The sequence below is a fragment of the uncultured Alloprevotella sp. genome (genome assembly GCF_963536905.1).
Classification (GTDB): domain Bacteria; phylum Bacteroidota; class Bacteroidia; order Bacteroidales; family Bacteroidaceae; genus Alloprevotella.
This window is the reverse complement of record NZ_CAUTBW010000019.1, coordinates 1-15,354: the sequence shown is the minus strand read 5'-3', so window position 1 is coordinate 15,354 and position 15,354 is coordinate 1. Positions and strand designations below refer to the sequence as shown.

At 43.1% G+C, this 15,354-nt stretch carries 11 protein-coding genes; 9 read left to right on the top strand and 2 right to left on the bottom strand.

Translation table 11 applies throughout. The features are described 5' to 3' along the window. Nucleotides 1-274 precede the first annotated feature (274 nt). On the bottom strand, nucleotides 275-2,047 hold the full coding sequence (gene rpsA, locus ABLA33_RS04780; protein WP_315090196.1) for a 30S ribosomal protein S1: 1,773 nt from the start codon (nucleotides 2,045-2,047) through the stop codon (nucleotides 275-277). 233 nt (nucleotides 2,048-2,280) lie between these two features. On the opposite strand from rpsA, the gene ABLA33_RS04775 reads away from it, so the two are divergent. From ABLA33_RS04775 to ABLA33_RS04740, 8 genes are all read left to right on the top strand, one after another. Next, the gene (locus tag ABLA33_RS04775) at nucleotides 2,281-2,778 is read left to right on the top strand and encodes a hypothetical protein (protein ID WP_347719450.1); all 498 of its coding nucleotides are present in this window, start codon (nucleotides 2,281-2,283) and stop codon (nucleotides 2,776-2,778) included. Between the two features lie 11 nt (nucleotides 2,779-2,789). Continuing rightward, the gene (locus ABLA33_RS04770; protein ID WP_347719449.1) at nucleotides 2,790-3,398 is read left to right on the top strand and encodes a riboflavin synthase; all 609 of its coding nucleotides are present in this window, start codon (nucleotides 2,790-2,792) and stop codon (nucleotides 3,396-3,398) included. Next, nucleotides 3,398-4,045, top strand: a complete 648-nt coding sequence (gene nth, locus ABLA33_RS04765) for an endonuclease III (protein WP_311491056.1) — start codon at nucleotides 3,398-3,400, stop codon at nucleotides 4,043-4,045. Before ABLA33_RS04770 ends, nth begins: the two co-directional genes overlap by 1 nt. 67 nt (nucleotides 4,046-4,112) lie before the next feature. Beyond that, complete coding sequence (locus tag ABLA33_RS04760) at nucleotides 4,113-5,363, top strand: phosphoglycerate kinase (RefSeq protein WP_315090191.1); 1,251 nt, start codon at nucleotides 4,113-4,115, stop codon at nucleotides 5,361-5,363. A 785-nt stretch (nucleotides 5,364-6,148) separates the two neighbouring features. Next, nucleotides 6,149-7,000, top strand: a complete 852-nt coding sequence (locus ABLA33_RS04755) for an ABC transporter substrate-binding protein (RefSeq protein WP_347719448.1) — start codon at nucleotides 6,149-6,151, stop codon at nucleotides 6,998-7,000. Between the two features lie 30 nt (nucleotides 7,001-7,030). After that, nucleotides 7,031-9,133 carry a tetratricopeptide repeat protein gene (locus ABLA33_RS04750; protein WP_347719447.1) on the top strand — a complete coding sequence of 701 codons (2,103 nt, stop codon included), beginning with the start codon at nucleotides 7,031-7,033 and terminating at the stop codon, nucleotides 9,131-9,133. A gap of 67 nt (nucleotides 9,134-9,200) precedes the next feature. Then, entirely contained in the window at nucleotides 9,201-10,568 is a 1,368-nt protein-coding gene (locus ABLA33_RS04745; RefSeq protein WP_347719446.1) for a hypothetical protein, read from the top strand. A gap of 29 nt (nucleotides 10,569-10,597) precedes the next feature. Further along, a complete protein-coding gene (locus ABLA33_RS04740; RefSeq protein WP_347719445.1) occupies nucleotides 10,598-12,349 on the top strand; it encodes a DUF4091 domain-containing protein in 1,752 nt (583 codons plus the stop codon). 206 nt (nucleotides 12,350-12,555) lie between these two features. Here ABLA33_RS04740 and ABLA33_RS04735 read toward each other — a convergent pair whose 3' ends face one another. Then, entirely contained in the window at nucleotides 12,556-13,491 is a 936-nt protein-coding gene (locus tag ABLA33_RS04735) for a calcium/sodium antiporter (RefSeq protein ID WP_347719444.1), read from the bottom strand. Between the two features lie 225 nt (nucleotides 13,492-13,716). On the opposite strand from ABLA33_RS04735, the gene ABLA33_RS04730 reads away from it, so the two are divergent. Further along, the gene (locus ABLA33_RS04730; protein WP_347719443.1) at nucleotides 13,717-14,673 is read left to right on the top strand and encodes a transporter; all 957 of its coding nucleotides are present in this window, start codon (nucleotides 13,717-13,719) and stop codon (nucleotides 14,671-14,673) included. Nucleotides 14,674-15,354: the final 681 nt, after the last annotated feature.

Below are 15,354 nucleotides of genomic sequence, written 5' to 3'. Positions count from 1 at the left end.
GTTGACAAAGAGGTTCTAAAGAGCTGCGCTATATGTAGTGACGTAGCAAGGAGTGCCGAATAGACCTTGCATGCGACACGACGATGCTGAGGATAGACACTTTAATGAGGGAGTGCAGCGAACGCTTAAACGCTTATAAGTAACAAAAAAACTTTTATTGGTAGGAGGATATTGGGTTGATTGTATGAAGAAAGGATATTGGAGATGAATCATAAAAAAGTAGGTATGTCTAAGAAGACATACCTACTTGATAGTGGTTTTATTTAGTGGAAGTTTACTTACCTTCCATCTGTGCTTTCAGAGCTGCGAGAGCATCGTTATCACCGAGGCTGTTTGTTGCAACTTGGTTTTGAACGTTTGTGCCAGCAGTTTCTTTCTTAGCAGCTGTGCGACGAGGACGGCGTTCCTCTGCTGCGCCCTCTTCGAAAGTGCGGCTGTGGGAGAGGATTACACGCTTGCTATCCTTGTTGAATTCAATTACCTTGAAGTCGAGAGTTTCGCCTTCTTGAGCCTTGCTGCCATCTTCCTTCTGGAGGTGTTTCGGAGTTACGAAACCTTCAACACCATCTTCGAGAGATACAACTGCGCCTTTATCCATGAGCTGAGTGATAGTGCCTTTGTGTACGCTACCAACACTGTATTTCTGTTCGAATACATCCCAAGGATTCTCTTCGAGCTGCTTGTGACCGAGGCTCAGACGGCGGCTGTCCTTGTCAATTTCGAGAACAACAACGTCCATTTCTGCACCGAGCTGTGTGAATTCTGAGGGGTGTTTAACCTTCTTGGTCCAGCTGAGGTCAGAGATGTGAACGAGGCCGTCAACACCTTCTTCAAGCTCAACGAATACGCCGAAGTTTGTGAAGTTGCGAACCTTACCTGTGTGCTTACTGCCAACGGGGAATTTCTCTTCGATGTTCTTCCAAGGATCGTCTTTAAGCTGCTTGATACCGAGAGACATCTTGCGTTCCTGGCGGTCGAGTGTGAGGATAACAGCGTCAACCTCATCACCAACTTTGAGGAATTCCTGTGCGCTGCGCAGGTGCTGGCTCCAAGACATTTCGCTAACGTGGATAAGACCTTCAACACCCGGAGCAATCTCAACGAAAGCACCGTAGTCTGCCATAACGACAACCTTACCGTGAACCTTGTCACCAACCTTGAGGTCTGCATCAAGAGCATCCCAAGGATGCGGAGTGAGCTGCTTCAAACCGAGTGCGATACGCTTCTTCTCTTCATCGAAGTCGAGAATTACAACGTTCAACTTCTGGTCGAGTTCGACAACCTCGTGCGGATCATTTACGCGACCCCAAGAGAGGTCTGTGATGTGGATGAGACCATCAACACCGCCCAAATCGATGAATACACCATAAGTGGTGATGTTCTTAACGGTACCTTCGAGTACCTGGCCTTTTTGCAGCTTGCTGATGATTTCTTGCTTCTGCTGTTCGAGTTCTGCCTCGATGAGAGCCTTGTGGCTTACAACAACATTGCGGTATTCTTGGTTGATCTTAACAACTTGGAATTCCATTGTCTTTCCAACGAATACGTCGTAGTCGCGGATGGGCTTAACATCAATCTGGCTACCAGGAAGGAATGCTTCGATACCAAATACATCAACAATCATACCACCCTTAGTGCGGCACTTGATGTAGCCCTTGATGATTTCTTTGTTTTCAAGAGCAGCGTTAACGCGATCCCAAGCTTTGCTCAGACGAGCTTTCTTATGAGAAAGCACCAATTGGCCACGCTTGTCTTCTTGATTTTCGATGTAAACTTCAACAGAGTCACCTACTTTCAGGTCGGGGTTGTAACGGAATTCGCTCACAGGAACGATACCATCACTCTTGAAGCCGATACTAACAACGACTTCGCGCTTGTTAATAGAGATGACCTTACCTTCAACAACATCGTTGTCGTTTACCTTACCGAGGGTCTGCGTGTAGGCCTTCTCGTCTTGTTCTTTGCTCTGGCTTGTTGCTACAGCACCTGATTCGAATGAATCCCAATCAAAGCCGTCGAGCGGCTGAACATTTTTAAAATCTGCCATAAATTTTTTGGTAGTTGTTTTGCGGATGGCGGCCGAAAGTCTGTTGCTTTCTGTTGCCCCACATCCATTAATAGTTAAACATGTGAACTTGTGGCTCTTTCGAGTCGGGCGCGAAGTTACACTTTCCTCTTTGAACAACAAACTCTTATGTTTGTTTTTTGCAAAGAAAGCTTGTATTTTTGCCTGTATTATGGAAAATGCGTAATTTAGCAGCAGAAATTTATAAAAAACTTATGCGGAAATCATTCTTTTATATTGTAGCACTCACATTGCTTACTGCTGTGGGGTGCGTAGGTAATAAGACAGATCAGGGGGCTGATAAATCCAAATCCAAGGATAGTGATACTATTGTGGTTGATAGTACTCTTTATGGTAAGGTGGCTCTTGATGAGATGGGAGGTGAAACCTTTGCTTTCTTACCCGATTCTCAGAGCACAGTTCTTACTCTGGATCGTGGCGACAATAATATCTTTGGTGACTATGAAGGTAGCCACGAAAACGATCGTTGGGCACTCACTATAAATAAAAAAGGAACTCCTGACGCCTCAGTAGCTCAAGCTATCAATGTTACTCAAGTGCGTGAGTTTACACGTGCTTTTCACATTGTGAATGGACAATTAGTCTTAGATGATAGTACGTTTGTTCAAGTTCTTAGTATGGATGATGACAGTCTTGTTTTCAAAGATTTGAAAACAGGTAAGAGAGATAGATTTTACAGATCAGCAGAATAATAACAAAGCCTATGTTTAGTGGTATTGTAGAGACTACGGCACGTGTCGTAGCTATAAAACGTGAAAATACGAACATTCATTTCACTTTTGAATGTCCGTTTGGTGATGAATTAGGTATTGATCAAAGCGTCGCCCATAATGGTGTTTGCCTAACTGTGGTAAGCAGAGAAGGGAAGCAGTATGTTGTGACGGCAATGGATGAAACTTTGAAGCGTTCCAATTTAGGCGTTCTTAAAGAAGGTGATGAAGTCAACGTAGAACGTTCTATGATGATGAACGGTCGCCTAGATGGACATATTGTTCAAGGACATGTTGACGAAACTGCTGTTTGCACAAAAGTGGAGAATATGGATGGAAGCTACTTCTTTACTTTCGAATATGCTGCCAATCCAGAAATGGCTCGTAGAGGCTATTTTTGCGTTGACAAAGGCAGTGTTACAGTCAATGGTGTGAGCCTGACAGTGTGCAATCCTACCGACAATTCGTTTCAGGTGAGTATTATTCCTTACACTTATGAGCATACAAACTTCCACGCTATAGAAGAGGGAACAAAAGTTAATATTGAATTTGATATTATCGGCAAGTATATCGCCCGTCTACAGCATTTCGAGGAAAAATAATGAAGAAAATAGATTTATTCCGTGAAGTCTTGGCTTATTTAGCCCCGATTCACGGCAATGTTGAAACGGAGTTGCATTTTCAAACTCCGTTTCAATTGCTTGTAGCAACGGTTCTTTCGGCACAATGTACCGACAAGCGGGTGAATATGGTAACTCCCGCCCTTTTTGAATCGTTTCCAACACCTGTAGAGATGTCGCAAGCCACCCCCGAAGCCATTTTTGAGTATATTCGCTCTGTTAGCTACCCCAATGCTAAAGCTAAACATTTGGTGGAACTTGCAAAAATGTTGGTAGAAAAGTATCAAGGGGAAGTACCTCAGACATTAGAACAACTCACACAACTTCCAGGTGTTGGTAGAAAAACAGCCAATGTGGTTTTGGCTGTGGCCTTTGGTCAGGCAGCTCTGGCCGTTGATACGCATATCTATAGGGTAGCCCATCGTTTAGGCTTAGTCCCCGCCAGTGCCAATACTCCTTATAAGGTTGAGATGGCTCTGCGTAAGTTTATCCCCGAGGAGGATGTGGCACACAGTCATTTTTGGCTGCTTCTTCATGGACGATACACTTGTACAGCTTTGCGCCCAAAATGCGAACAGTGTGGCCTATCACATCTCTGTAAAGGTCCCATCAAAGCGAAAGCAAAGTAAGCGTTTTGTGGTTTCATTGTTTTGCAGTATCTTCGCGCACAAATCTTTTCATCTAAAAAATAACAATATGACAATCGACAATTGCGATTTCAAAGGTAAGAAAGTCATCGTTCGCGTAGACTTCAATGTGCCTCTTGACGAGAATGGTAAAATCACTGATGATACTCGTATCCGCGGAGCTTTGCCCACGCTGAAGAAAGTATTGGCAGACGGTGGTGCACTCATTATCATGAGCCACATGGGCAAGCCCAAAGGCACAGTAAATCCCAAATTCTCTCTCGGTCAGATTACGGAGGCCGTTAGTGCAGCTCTCGGTACTCCTGTTCAGTTTGCTCCCGATTGCGCAAAGGCTCAGGATGCAGCTGCAGCCTTGCAGCCTGGCGATGTACTCCTTTTGGAGAACCTCCGCTTCTATCCTGAAGAAGAAGGTAAACCTGTAGGTATCGACAAGGCTGATCCCGCTTACGATGAAGCTAAGAAAGAGATGAAGGCTCGTCAGAAGGATTTTGCAAAGACTCTTGCTTCTTATGCTGACTACTATGTAATGGACGCTTTCGGTACTGCTCATCGCAAGCATGCCTCTACAGCTGTTATTGCAGACTACTTCGATGCTGACCACAAGATGCTCGGCTATCTGATGGAAAAAGAAGTTGCAGCTGTTAATGCTGTCTTGAGCGACATCAAGCGCCCCTTCACTGCCATCATGGGTGGTTCTAAGGTTTCCACAAAGATTGGAATTATCGAAAACCTTCTTGGTAAGGTTGACAACCTGATTCTCTGCGGTGGTATGACTTATACATTCGCAAAGGCTATGGGTGGAAAAATTGGTAAGTCCATTTGTGAGGACGACAAACTCGATGTTGCACTCAACGTGATGAAGCAAGCAAAGGAAAAAGGTGTAAACCTGATTCTCGGTACAGATTGCATTGCTGCCGATGACTTTAAGAACGATGCTAACACTCAGGTTTGTCTCAGCAATGATATTCCCGAAGGATGGGAAGGTATGGATGCCGGTCCCGCAACTCGTGAGAGTTTTGCTGCTGCCATTAAGAGTGCAAAGACAATCCTTTGGAATGGCCCTGCAGGTGTGTTTGAGTTCGACAATTTCGCTGGTGGTTCTCGCGCTATTGCTGATGCTATCGCTGAAGCTACTGCAAATGGTGCTTTCTCACTTATTGGTGGTGGCGACTCTGTAGCTTGCATCAACAAGTTTGGTATGGCTGACAAAGTAAGCTATATTTCTACTGGTGGTGGTGCCCTGCTCGAAGCTATCGAAGGTAAGGCTCTTCCTGGAATTGTGGCTATCAAAGGCGAATAAAAAAGATCTGTTTTCGCTCACTTGGCGGAAACAAATAAATTTCATGCAAGCAGTTGCTACTCCTCATTGAGTAGTAACTGCTTTTCTATTTGTTTTTTCTAAAACATTAAAGATCGTGCGCAAGAGAAAAAGATAAATCTTTTTTCTTTGCTCCACTTTTAATAGTAGCTTTTTGATTTGTAAAAATATTTCTTAATCTATGGTGTCGAGAATCGTTTGAAATCCAACTTTATTATCTGTGTGCGGAAATAACGCAGATATGACGTGGCACAAAATAGGTCTATTTTGAATTTCTCAAGGAGGAATTTTATTTTCTATACTACGAATTTTATTTTCTCCTTGACAAATTAAAAATACAATAAAGATAATCTCAATTGCAATAAGCCTGTCAGCTGACATCTTTATTGTATTCTTGGATGGAATAAGGAGAAAAACGTGCTTTTACTTAACTTCTAGTGGTACGAAAGAGAAAAATCGATATAAATCCCTTCTTTTGTTGCGCTTTTTTGAGTTACGTTTTACAAGAACTATCTTCGGTGTGTTCAATTTAAAGCTGTTTAACATTTAGATTACGGGAACGGTTTGTCAAATAAAACGACTACTTTCTGCATGTATCCTATTCCTCATCAGTAGGGAATTAAAAGTGCTTATAAGCATACTCTTCAGTGGTAAGAAATGGAGGTCGTTAGCTCTTCTTGTTCTGCTCATAAATTGAGAGGAGGCGTGAGATGATAGTCGCCCATATTTTTTTATTATCTTTGTCATCCAAAGAAAAAAGTGTTTTCATGCGAAAGATTCTTTTGATTTTATTGTCCTTAGGGCTTTTGATGGCGTGTAACCAGAAGAAGGAGAACGCGACCCCATCAGTTGTTTCTGGAAACGAGGATATCCGATTGGCAGTTCTTCCTATAGTAGACTGTTTACCTTTCTATTATGCAGAGAAAATGGGGCTCTACGATAGTTTGGGACTCCATTTGAAATTGTGCCCTTTCGAAGCTCAGAATGATTGTGATACAGCGTTGTTGGGTGGAAGCGTTGATGGTTCTTTCATGGACGCCGAACGTTTTGCTTTTCATCAGAAACGTGGTGTAGCACTCGTTCGGGAAATGCAAACAGAAGGGGATTGGGCATTGCTCAGTTCGGGAACGTTGCGCATCAAAAAGATGAAAGATTTAGACAATAGAGTTTTAGGACTACCACAACGTACAACAGAGAATCTCCTCGCCGATCAAGCTCTTCGACAAGCAGGTATGAAACCAACGGCGCTGGTACGTGTTCAAGTGAATAGTTATAGAACGTGTGCTTCTATGCTGGAAAACAATCAGTTGGATGCTGCCGTGTTGCCCGAACCTTTTGCTACGGAAGCTCGCCTATTAGGTGCGCGCCAAATGTATGAAGCTCGAGGAGCAGAGAAAAGTAGGGGAATGATTGTCTTTCGTTCCAAATATATTGCAGATAAGTCGCACGCGAAATTTTTGGAGCTTTTGCGCCGTGGTTATAACCAAGCCGTTGACAGTTTGAATCGGCATGGTGTGAAATGTTGCCTGCCCATTCTGCTCAATCACTATAAGATTTCTCAGCAAGTGGCAGACTCTTTGCATTTGCCCCATTATTCACACGTTCGCGCAACTAAATAATCGCTGCGCTTTTTTAGAAAAAAGAATAAGATGGATGCTAAAACTTTTCAGGTTCTATATGACGATGCCGTGAAGGCTATCATGAGCGAGCAACTCTCTGATGCCTTATCAGCACTCAAAGGTCTTGCCGTCAACCTCCAGTTTCCTGCTGATAGTTGGCAGGCAATGATGATTCCAGATGCTCTTCAGCAGCTGACAGAAAACTATCGAATGCTGTTGCACTATTGGGAAAAGGGTGTGGACGATCCAGCACGTAAAACCATGCACCAGCAATTTCTTCGACAAGCTTCGGAAATTGCTGACAATTATTATTTTGCGCAATTATTGGAAGAAGATAATTCCTACTTTTCTTCCGTGTGGAAGCGGACGCATGAAAGAGCTTCTGTAGCGAGTAGCTTGTCTGAACAGTTTGAAGCTACCTATGCTAGCGCTCCTTGGGGAAAGGAAGAAGCTCAAATGCAACGTCAGCGATTTACTGATGCGACAAATTCTATCGAAGAGCAACAAACTATGGCTGCAGCCTTGTTTCTGTCGACTTTGGAAGTGTTCGATCTGAATAAGTTGCAAATTTTGTTGGAAGGAGCCGTTTCTGCCCCTCCGAAAGTGCGTGCACGTTGCATCGTTGGTGCTTTACTTCTGTTGATTAAATATGCCGGTCGCTTGCGTTTCTACCCTGAATTGGAGGCACAGCTAACACTTTTGCAAGATGATGCTGCTTTTGTTGATGCTCTTCATAAAGTTCAGGCGCAGTTGTTTCTGAGTATTCAAACACAGCAGGACAATAAAAAGATGCGTGAGGATATTATGCCCGAATTGCTCAAGGCAGCTCACAAACTGAAAGACCTTACCAAAGGTGATCTTTCAAACTTAGCAGAAATCAATGAGGCACATCTCAATCCCGAATGGGATGCTGACGGCGAGAAATCGAAAATTAGCAAAAAGATGCATGAATTCTTAGAAATGCAGCAACGTGGTAGCGATACTTTCTATACTACATTTGCACAGATCTCTCGGCAACAAGCTTTCTTTAATGATGCTGCCAACTGGTTTATGCCTTTCAGCTATTCGAATCCTGTTTTTGGTTCGCGCGGTGAGGCTTACTCTTCTATGGATACCGTTTTCAACAATAGGCCCGTTTGCGACACGGAGAAATACTGTATGGTATTCATGCTTCAAAGTCTTACCGATGAGCAACTGCATAACTTGGGCGATGGAGTCCGTAAAATGAGCGATATTCCTGAAGAACTGATGGACACTTTCGACTCGGGCGAAGAAGAATTGCAGCAGCAAATTCGTTTCTACCTGCAAGATCTTTATCGTTTCTTCCATCTTTTCCGTTTTCGCAATGAACACAACAATCCTTTCAAGCTGGATTTGAGTTTAATCTCATATCCTCATTTACGTCCGTTCTTCTCTTCTGCGCCCATTGCTTTGCAGTTTGCCAATTCTTGCTTTAGAGAAGAGCTCTGGAAAGAGGCTCTTACATTCTTTATGGTCATTCCTCCTGAGCAACGCACAGCTTCTGTGTGGGAGAAAATGGGATATGCTGAAGAGCTTTGGGGATTTGTTTCAGAAGCCGTAGAATACTATGAGGAAGCTCTCCGCTTACGTCCTGATTCAGAATGGACACTTCGGCAACTGGGCCGACTCAATGTAACGGCAGGCAACTATGAGAAAGCCCTCGACTACTACGAACGTTTGGAAGCCTTGTGTCCAGAAGATGTCGATTTGCTCTTGCGTATCGGGGAATGTTATATGTCTTTGCATCAGCCAAAGTTAGCATTCAGCGTGCTTTATAAGGCGGACTATTTGCAGCCCGACGGGAAAGCCTTGCGTGCACTGGCTTGGTGCTCTCTGCTTTCGGGTAATCTGGAACAGGCAGAAACATACTATTCTAAAATTCTTACCCTCAATCCGTCAGCTTCTGACTATTTCAATGCGGGACACTCTGCGTGGTTGAACCACAATATTGCTGAAGCAGTTCATCGTTATCAGGCTTCTGCCGAAAGTAGCAAACTGGATTTCGTGCCTTCTGATTTCTTTGACGATGATGCTTGGCTGTTAAAAGAGCATGGCGTGACACGTAACGAGCTTTTGCTAATGCGTGATGCGATAAATAATAAAATAAACTAAAGAATCTTTGGCGTAGCCTGTTATTGTTTGCTGTCAGTTTCTTGTTCTTGTAAAAATGAAGTATAAAATGAAAAATTTTAAGTATTCCATTCAGATGCAATCGCTTCAAAAAGTTCTGCGCCTAGGTGTTGCTATAGGTTTGTTCTTGCTTTTTATGCCGCTTTCTGCCCAACGTCGGGCTATTACAAAATACTTTCTTCAATCTTTCCAAGGAAAGGAAACGCTCTTCCCAATGTCGAAGCCGCTCAAAGCAGACCAACTTGAAACAGCGCGGCAAGAAGTGTGGGATTGTTGGCTTAAGGCTAATGCGCAAGATTCTCCACAACTCATCCCACTTACAACGCTTTCTGAGCAGACACACGGACAATGGGTTATTCCTGAGACACTTGAACCCAATGCTAAACTGAATTATTACTATGGCCGAAAAGGTGCATCGACTGATGCTCAGATTCCAGCTTTCATCTATCTCCATGGCAGTGGCCCACGAGATGCCGAATGGGCTACTGGACTGAAGTTGGCGCAAGTCTTTGCCGATGCTCCCAGCATCTATTTTATTCCTCAAATTCCTCAAGAAGGGGAGTGGTATCGTTGGTATCAGCGTTCTAAGCAGTGGTTTATGGAACGCTTGCTCCGTCAGCTTTTTCTCCATCCTCAGGTAGATGCCAATCGTCTTTATTTGATGGGAATCTCTGAGGGAGGCTATGGTAGCCAGCGTTTGGCTTCGTTCTATGCTGACTATTGGGCAGCCGTAGGTCCTATGGCAGGAGGCGAACCGCTCAAGAATGCTCCTGTTGAGAACTTGCGTAATACCCCATTCAGCCTGCGAACAGGTGCACAAGATTTGGGCTTCTATCGAAACTTGCTGACACGTTATACCCGCGAGGCTTTGGATAGTCTGGGCCGGCTGAATGGCGGTGAATACCACCATTGGATAGAGCTGATTCCCAATGCTGGACACGCTATCGACTATCGGCGTACCCCAATATGGTTGAAGCAATGGAAGCGCGTTCCGACTCCTTCACGTGTTAGTTGGGAGGATTTTGAAATGGACGGTAGACATCGTCGCGGATTTGCCAATCTGCAAATTATTCAGCGCCCAAATGCTACAGAGCGCACCCGTTATGAGGAAAGAATTGAGGGAAATGTGGTGGATTTGACGATACAAAATGTTCACTATCAGGCGTTAGAAAAAGATTCTCGTTGGGGCATTGAACTAAAATCGGCGCGTACCTATACGCCAGCTTCGGGAGGCCGTTTGATAGTCTATCTCACTGCTGCACAAATGGATTCTACTCGTCCCGTTGTAGTGAGAGTGAATGGAGCAACTGTGTGGACGGGGCTTTGTGAACCAACCATGAGCGCGATGGTCAATAGTTTGGCTTGTTTCTATGATGCTGAACGTATATATCCCTTTGCCATTGAGGTGAAATACTAAAGTGTAAATCTCAAAACCTTATTTTATTCATGAAAATCTTAAAGGTATTAAGCCTTTCCTCTTTGTTTTTGTGGGCCACATTTATAAGTGCACAAGAAGGCATTTATGGCGATTATGCAGAGCCCGAAGATTCTGCTACAGTTGAAAGGACAGCCTGGGAGAAATTGCCCAATAAGTTGCAAATGAGTTGGGGCTCGCGCGATGTTCATTATGAGAAATATCAACCTCCTCTGTTTTGTGTGACAACAGATACGGTTGTTTATGCTTGGAGAGGAGAGCGCATTGGTGTACAGGCCGTACTTTTTTCTCGAGAGCAAACAGGGCCTCTTTCTTTGCGTATCTCTGGCAAAAAAGGTTTTTGGGGAACAGCTCGTTTTGTCAATTATGTTTGGACGGACAACTTTCGTGGTTGTGGTAATCACCCCACGGGATGGAATCCCTATTTAGTCCCCGATGTGATAGATTTAGAAACAACGAAAAGTCTTGAGAAAGAAACGACACGCCCCGTATGGTGTACGTTTGAAATACCTCAAGCTGCAAAACCTGGCGCATATAGTATTCGTCTGGAAGTGCTCAATGTACAAAAGAAAGTAGTGGGGCACTTGAATCTAGAAGTAGTGGTGCAAGAACGAATGTTACCGAAGCCCTCCGATTGGAAGTTTAATTTGAACTTTTGGATGCAACCCTACGCCGTTAGTCGCTACTATCGTGTCCGTCCGTGGAGTCAGGCTCACTTCGATGCCTTGCGCCCTTATATGCAGATGCTGGCTAAGGCAGGTCAGAAAGTGGGTACGGCCATCTTATTCTATGAGCCATGGGGAGCGCAGAGTAATGATAAATTTGAACCTATGGTGTTGACAACAAAAAAAGTTGACGGAAGTTGGGCTTACGACTACACTATCTTTGATCGCTGGATTGCGTTCTTGGATAGTTGCGGCATAAATGGACAGATAAACTGTTTCTCGATGGTTCCTTGGGATATGAGCTTCCGCTATATGGATGAAGCATCCCAAAAGTATGCTTATCTCAAAACTTCTACTTCTTCGACAGAATATGAGGAACTTTGGACAGACTTTTTTCGTAGTTTTGCCAAACATCTGAAAGCAAAGGGATGGTTTGAAAGAACAGTGATAGCCATGGATGAGCGCGGACTTGATGCGATGATAGATGCTTATCGTGTGGCGCAGCAAGCAGTGCCTGGTATCAAGATGGCACTAGCAGGCAATTACCATAAAGAATTGGCCGATAAGTTGTATGATTATTGTGTGGCCTATGGGCAACATTTTACGGATGCAGAACTCTCTATGCGAAATGCAAAGGGGTGGGTGACGACAACTTATACAGCTTGCCCCGATGCAGAACCAAACGTTTGTTCCAATAATAGTCCGGCAGATGCGGCTTACTTGCCGATCTATTGTTTGGCTAATGGCTTTAATGGTTTCTTGCGTTGGGCTTGGATGAATTGGACAGATGCCCCTCTGCAAGATACACGTTTCCGAATGTTTACACCAGGCGATACATATATGGTTTATCCTGGAGGTCGAAGCAGCATTCGCTTTGAACGAGTTATCGAGGGAATTCAGCAAACAGAAAAAGTCAGACTATTACGTGAGGAATATACTCAAACGGGCAAGACAATTGAGCTTCAACGACTCAATGAGCTTGTTTCAGACTTTGTTTCAGGCACGGTGTCCGCAGAAAAACCATCAAGTTTTTATGTAGATCAACTGGAAAGCCTCCTTAATGATATACCTCAAAAAACTTTCGGCAAAAAGCATTGATCGCTGATATGGATATGTTGAGTGGATAAGCTATTGTGTAGACCTACTTTGGTTATCTATAAATAAAAGGTCTCAAAATCTAAAACAGATTGTTGAGACCTTTTGTTTCTTTTGCAATATTTTTCTGAAACTTATCTTTTGATTGAACTGTTTTTTAATTTTATTCAACTGAGGGCATTTCTGGCAAAGTTGATAGACAGATATTTTCAAAGAGCGGAATAAATAAGCCAACCTAAATAGAGGGCAAAAATGCTAATGAGCGTGAAGCCTTCCCAGCGTTCAATTTTGTGTTTTGTAAATGACATTGCCCACACAAGTATAATCGATAGGATAAGCAGTGTGAAATCAATGGTTGTGATACCACCCAAATCTCGCATAGGGGAAATAAAGCCAGTGATACCAAGAATGGCAAGGATATTGAAGACATTAGAACCTACAACATTACCGATGGCGATGCCACTCTGTCCCTTGCGAGCTGATATGATGGAGGTTGCGAGTTCTGGTAGTGATGTACCGCCTGCAACAATCGTCAGACCGATGATGGCATCCGATACACCCAACTGTTCGGCAACTATGCTTGCGCCATTAACAAATAAGTTACTGCCAACAATCAAGCAGGCCAGTCCGATGATAATAAAAAGAATACTTTTCCAAAGCGCTTGTGATATTTCGCTTTTAGAATCTTCCGTTTTCCCATTGCGAGCCATCTGTAACGTATAGGCAAGGAAGAGTGCAAAGCCGATAAGCAATAGCAGCGAGTCGAGGCGTGTGAGGTTACCGTCAAGGCAAACAGCTGTCAGAAGGAGCGAAGAGACGAGAGCAAAAGGAATATCTTTAACAATAGTCGCTTGCGAGATAGAGATTGGGGCTACTACTGCTGCTGCTCCCACAATGAGCAAGCTATTGAAGATATTTGATCCTACGATATTACCCAAAGCTAATCCCGTACTGCCTTTTAGAGCTGAGACAACAGATGTGAATAGTTCGGGGGCACTTGTACCCATAGCAACAATTGTTAGGCCAATGACAATTTCGGGAATGTTCATCTTTCGTGCGATGGCTGCAGCTCCGTCTGTAAACTTGTCTGCACCCCAGAGTACTGCGATGACACCAATGAGAATGTAAGCGATGCTAAGTAACATGGAAAATATAAAAAGTTATGTAAGTTATCTCTGAAGGCTACAGTGTGTAGTGATATTGCCGTAGGTCAATAAGAGAACGGCACGAGAGAGGACTATTTAAGTTTTGTAGCTGCAAATTTACTCAAACTTTCATGATGAACTGTAGTTTTTTGATGGCTTTCAAACTTAGGAGGTGTTGTGCAGGTATAAAATGAGTAATTTTGTATCATTAAAAGAAATAAGAATATGAATGCTATAATATGTTTTTTGAAAAAATGGACATTACCTGTGGCAATAGCTATTGGAGCGATTGTTTATTTGCTTTTTGCTTATACTCCGAGATTGGAGCAGGCTAGTAGTTTTTTTGCTCCTATTATGAATGCCATTTTACCAATGTTTATGTTCTTGATCCTTTTTGTGACCTTCTGCAAGGTAGATTTCCGAAAGATGTTGCCATCTAAGTGGCATCTATGGATTGGAGGGCAGCAAATAATTTTCGTATTGCTTGTTGTAGGGGTAATATTGGCTTTTTCTTTAGAAGGTGAGAGCTTGATTTTGGCGGAAGGCGTACTGGCATGTATTATAGGGCCTTGTGCCTCGGCGGCTCCTGTGGTTACGGCGAAACTTGGAGGAAATTTGGAGAGTATGACGACTTACACGTTTATCTCTAATTTTATAACAGCAATACTCATTCCTTTATTTTTCCCTTTAATTGAGTCTAAGGCTACAATGGGATTTGCAACAGCATTTTTTCTTATCCTTTATAAAGTGGCACTTGTCTTGATTGTTCCTATGGGACTTTCTTATATCGTGAAACATTTCTTTCATAGCTTCCATCGTTGGGTTATTAACGTGAAAGACTTGAGCTACTATTTATGGGCCGCATCTTTGACAATCGTGACAGGGACAACAGTGAAAAATATCTGCCACGCTCAGACTTCAGCTTCTTTTCTCCTACTTATAGCCCTATTGAGCTTGCTTCTCTGTTTCCTTCAATTTTTCATGGGGTGGCGGATAGGCGCTCGCTGTGGTAGTATCATAGAAAGCGGTCAGGCTTTGGGACAAAAAAATACTGCTTTTGCCATCTGGATTGCTTCTGTCTATCTCAATCCTCTTAGTAGTGTAGGTCCCGGTTGCTATATTCTATGGCAAAATATCATCAATAGTTTCGAGCTTTGGCAGAAAGAAAAAAGGAAAAAATGAAGGTTAGTTGACATCAGTTAGTTCTCTTGGGGTTTATGATTGCAACTAACTGAGATTACTGATAACCCCAATTCGGGATAAGCAGTTCTTCTTTTTCCTCAAAAAAGTTTTAATAAAAGCCTAACCTAAAAAGAGGATTGTTTTTTGTATATTTACTGTTGAAAATCAATCATATAACAAAATAACAATCCTCATGAAACTTGTCAGCAAAGTTACGGAAATCTATTGTATTGCAGATGATTTCTGCAAAGAATATCATTTAGCATTGAACAAAACCTCTCTTTCGCTCTCAAATCCCTCTGCCAATAGTCCAAAACATCGCAAGAGAAAAGGACGAATGAGTGATGCCGAAATGATCACAATTCTTATTTTGTTTCACAGCAATACTTTTCGGAATTTCAAACATTTCTATCTCTTCTATGTTTGCCGAGAACTAAAAAAAGAGTTCCCCGATCTGCTTTCTTATACACGCTTTGTGGAACGTATGCCTCGTGTTGCAATACCCTTATTACCCCAATTCGGTTTAAGAAACTCATGAAAGAGCGTTTCTTAAATCGAATTGGGGTAAATACCTTTGATTAGCGTTTACCTCCTACTCGATTTGTAGATTAGGCTTTCTACTTTAGCATTTTTGATACATAGCCATTGTGGCGGAACCATTTGTGCGCCCAGTTGGGTACC

Bases quoted from the DNA above. Each gene is read 5' to 3' on its own strand.
- rpsA (WP_315090196.1), bottom strand. From the start codon at position 2,047: ATGGCAGATTTTAAAAATGTTCAGCCGCTCGACGGCTTTGATTGGGAT.
- ABLA33_RS04775 (WP_347719450.1), top strand. From the start codon at position 2,281: ATGCGGAAATCATTCTTTTATATTGTAGCACTCACATTGCTTACTGCT.
- ABLA33_RS04770 (WP_347719449.1), top strand. From the start codon at position 2,790: ATGTTTAGTGGTATTGTAGAGACTACGGCACGTGTCGTAGCTATAAAA.
- nth (WP_311491056.1), top strand. From the start codon at position 3,398: ATGAAGAAAATAGATTTATTCCGTGAAGTCTTGGCTTATTTAGCCCCG.
- ABLA33_RS04760 (WP_315090191.1), top strand. From the start codon at position 4,113: ATGACAATCGACAATTGCGATTTCAAAGGTAAGAAAGTCATCGTTCGC.
- ABLA33_RS04755 (WP_347719448.1), top strand. From the start codon at position 6,149: ATGCGAAAGATTCTTTTGATTTTATTGTCCTTAGGGCTTTTGATGGCG.
- ABLA33_RS04750 (WP_347719447.1), top strand. From the start codon at position 7,031: ATGGATGCTAAAACTTTTCAGGTTCTATATGACGATGCCGTGAAGGCT.
- ABLA33_RS04745 (WP_347719446.1), top strand. From the start codon at position 9,201: ATGAAAAATTTTAAGTATTCCATTCAGATGCAATCGCTTCAAAAAGTT.
- ABLA33_RS04740 (WP_347719445.1), top strand. From the start codon at position 10,598: ATGAAAATCTTAAAGGTATTAAGCCTTTCCTCTTTGTTTTTGTGGGCC.
- ABLA33_RS04735 (WP_347719444.1), bottom strand. From the start codon at position 13,491: ATGTTACTTAGCATCGCTTACATTCTCATTGGTGTCATCGCAGTACTC.
- ABLA33_RS04730 (WP_347719443.1), top strand. From the start codon at position 13,717: ATGAATGCTATAATATGTTTTTTGAAAAAATGGACATTACCTGTGGCA.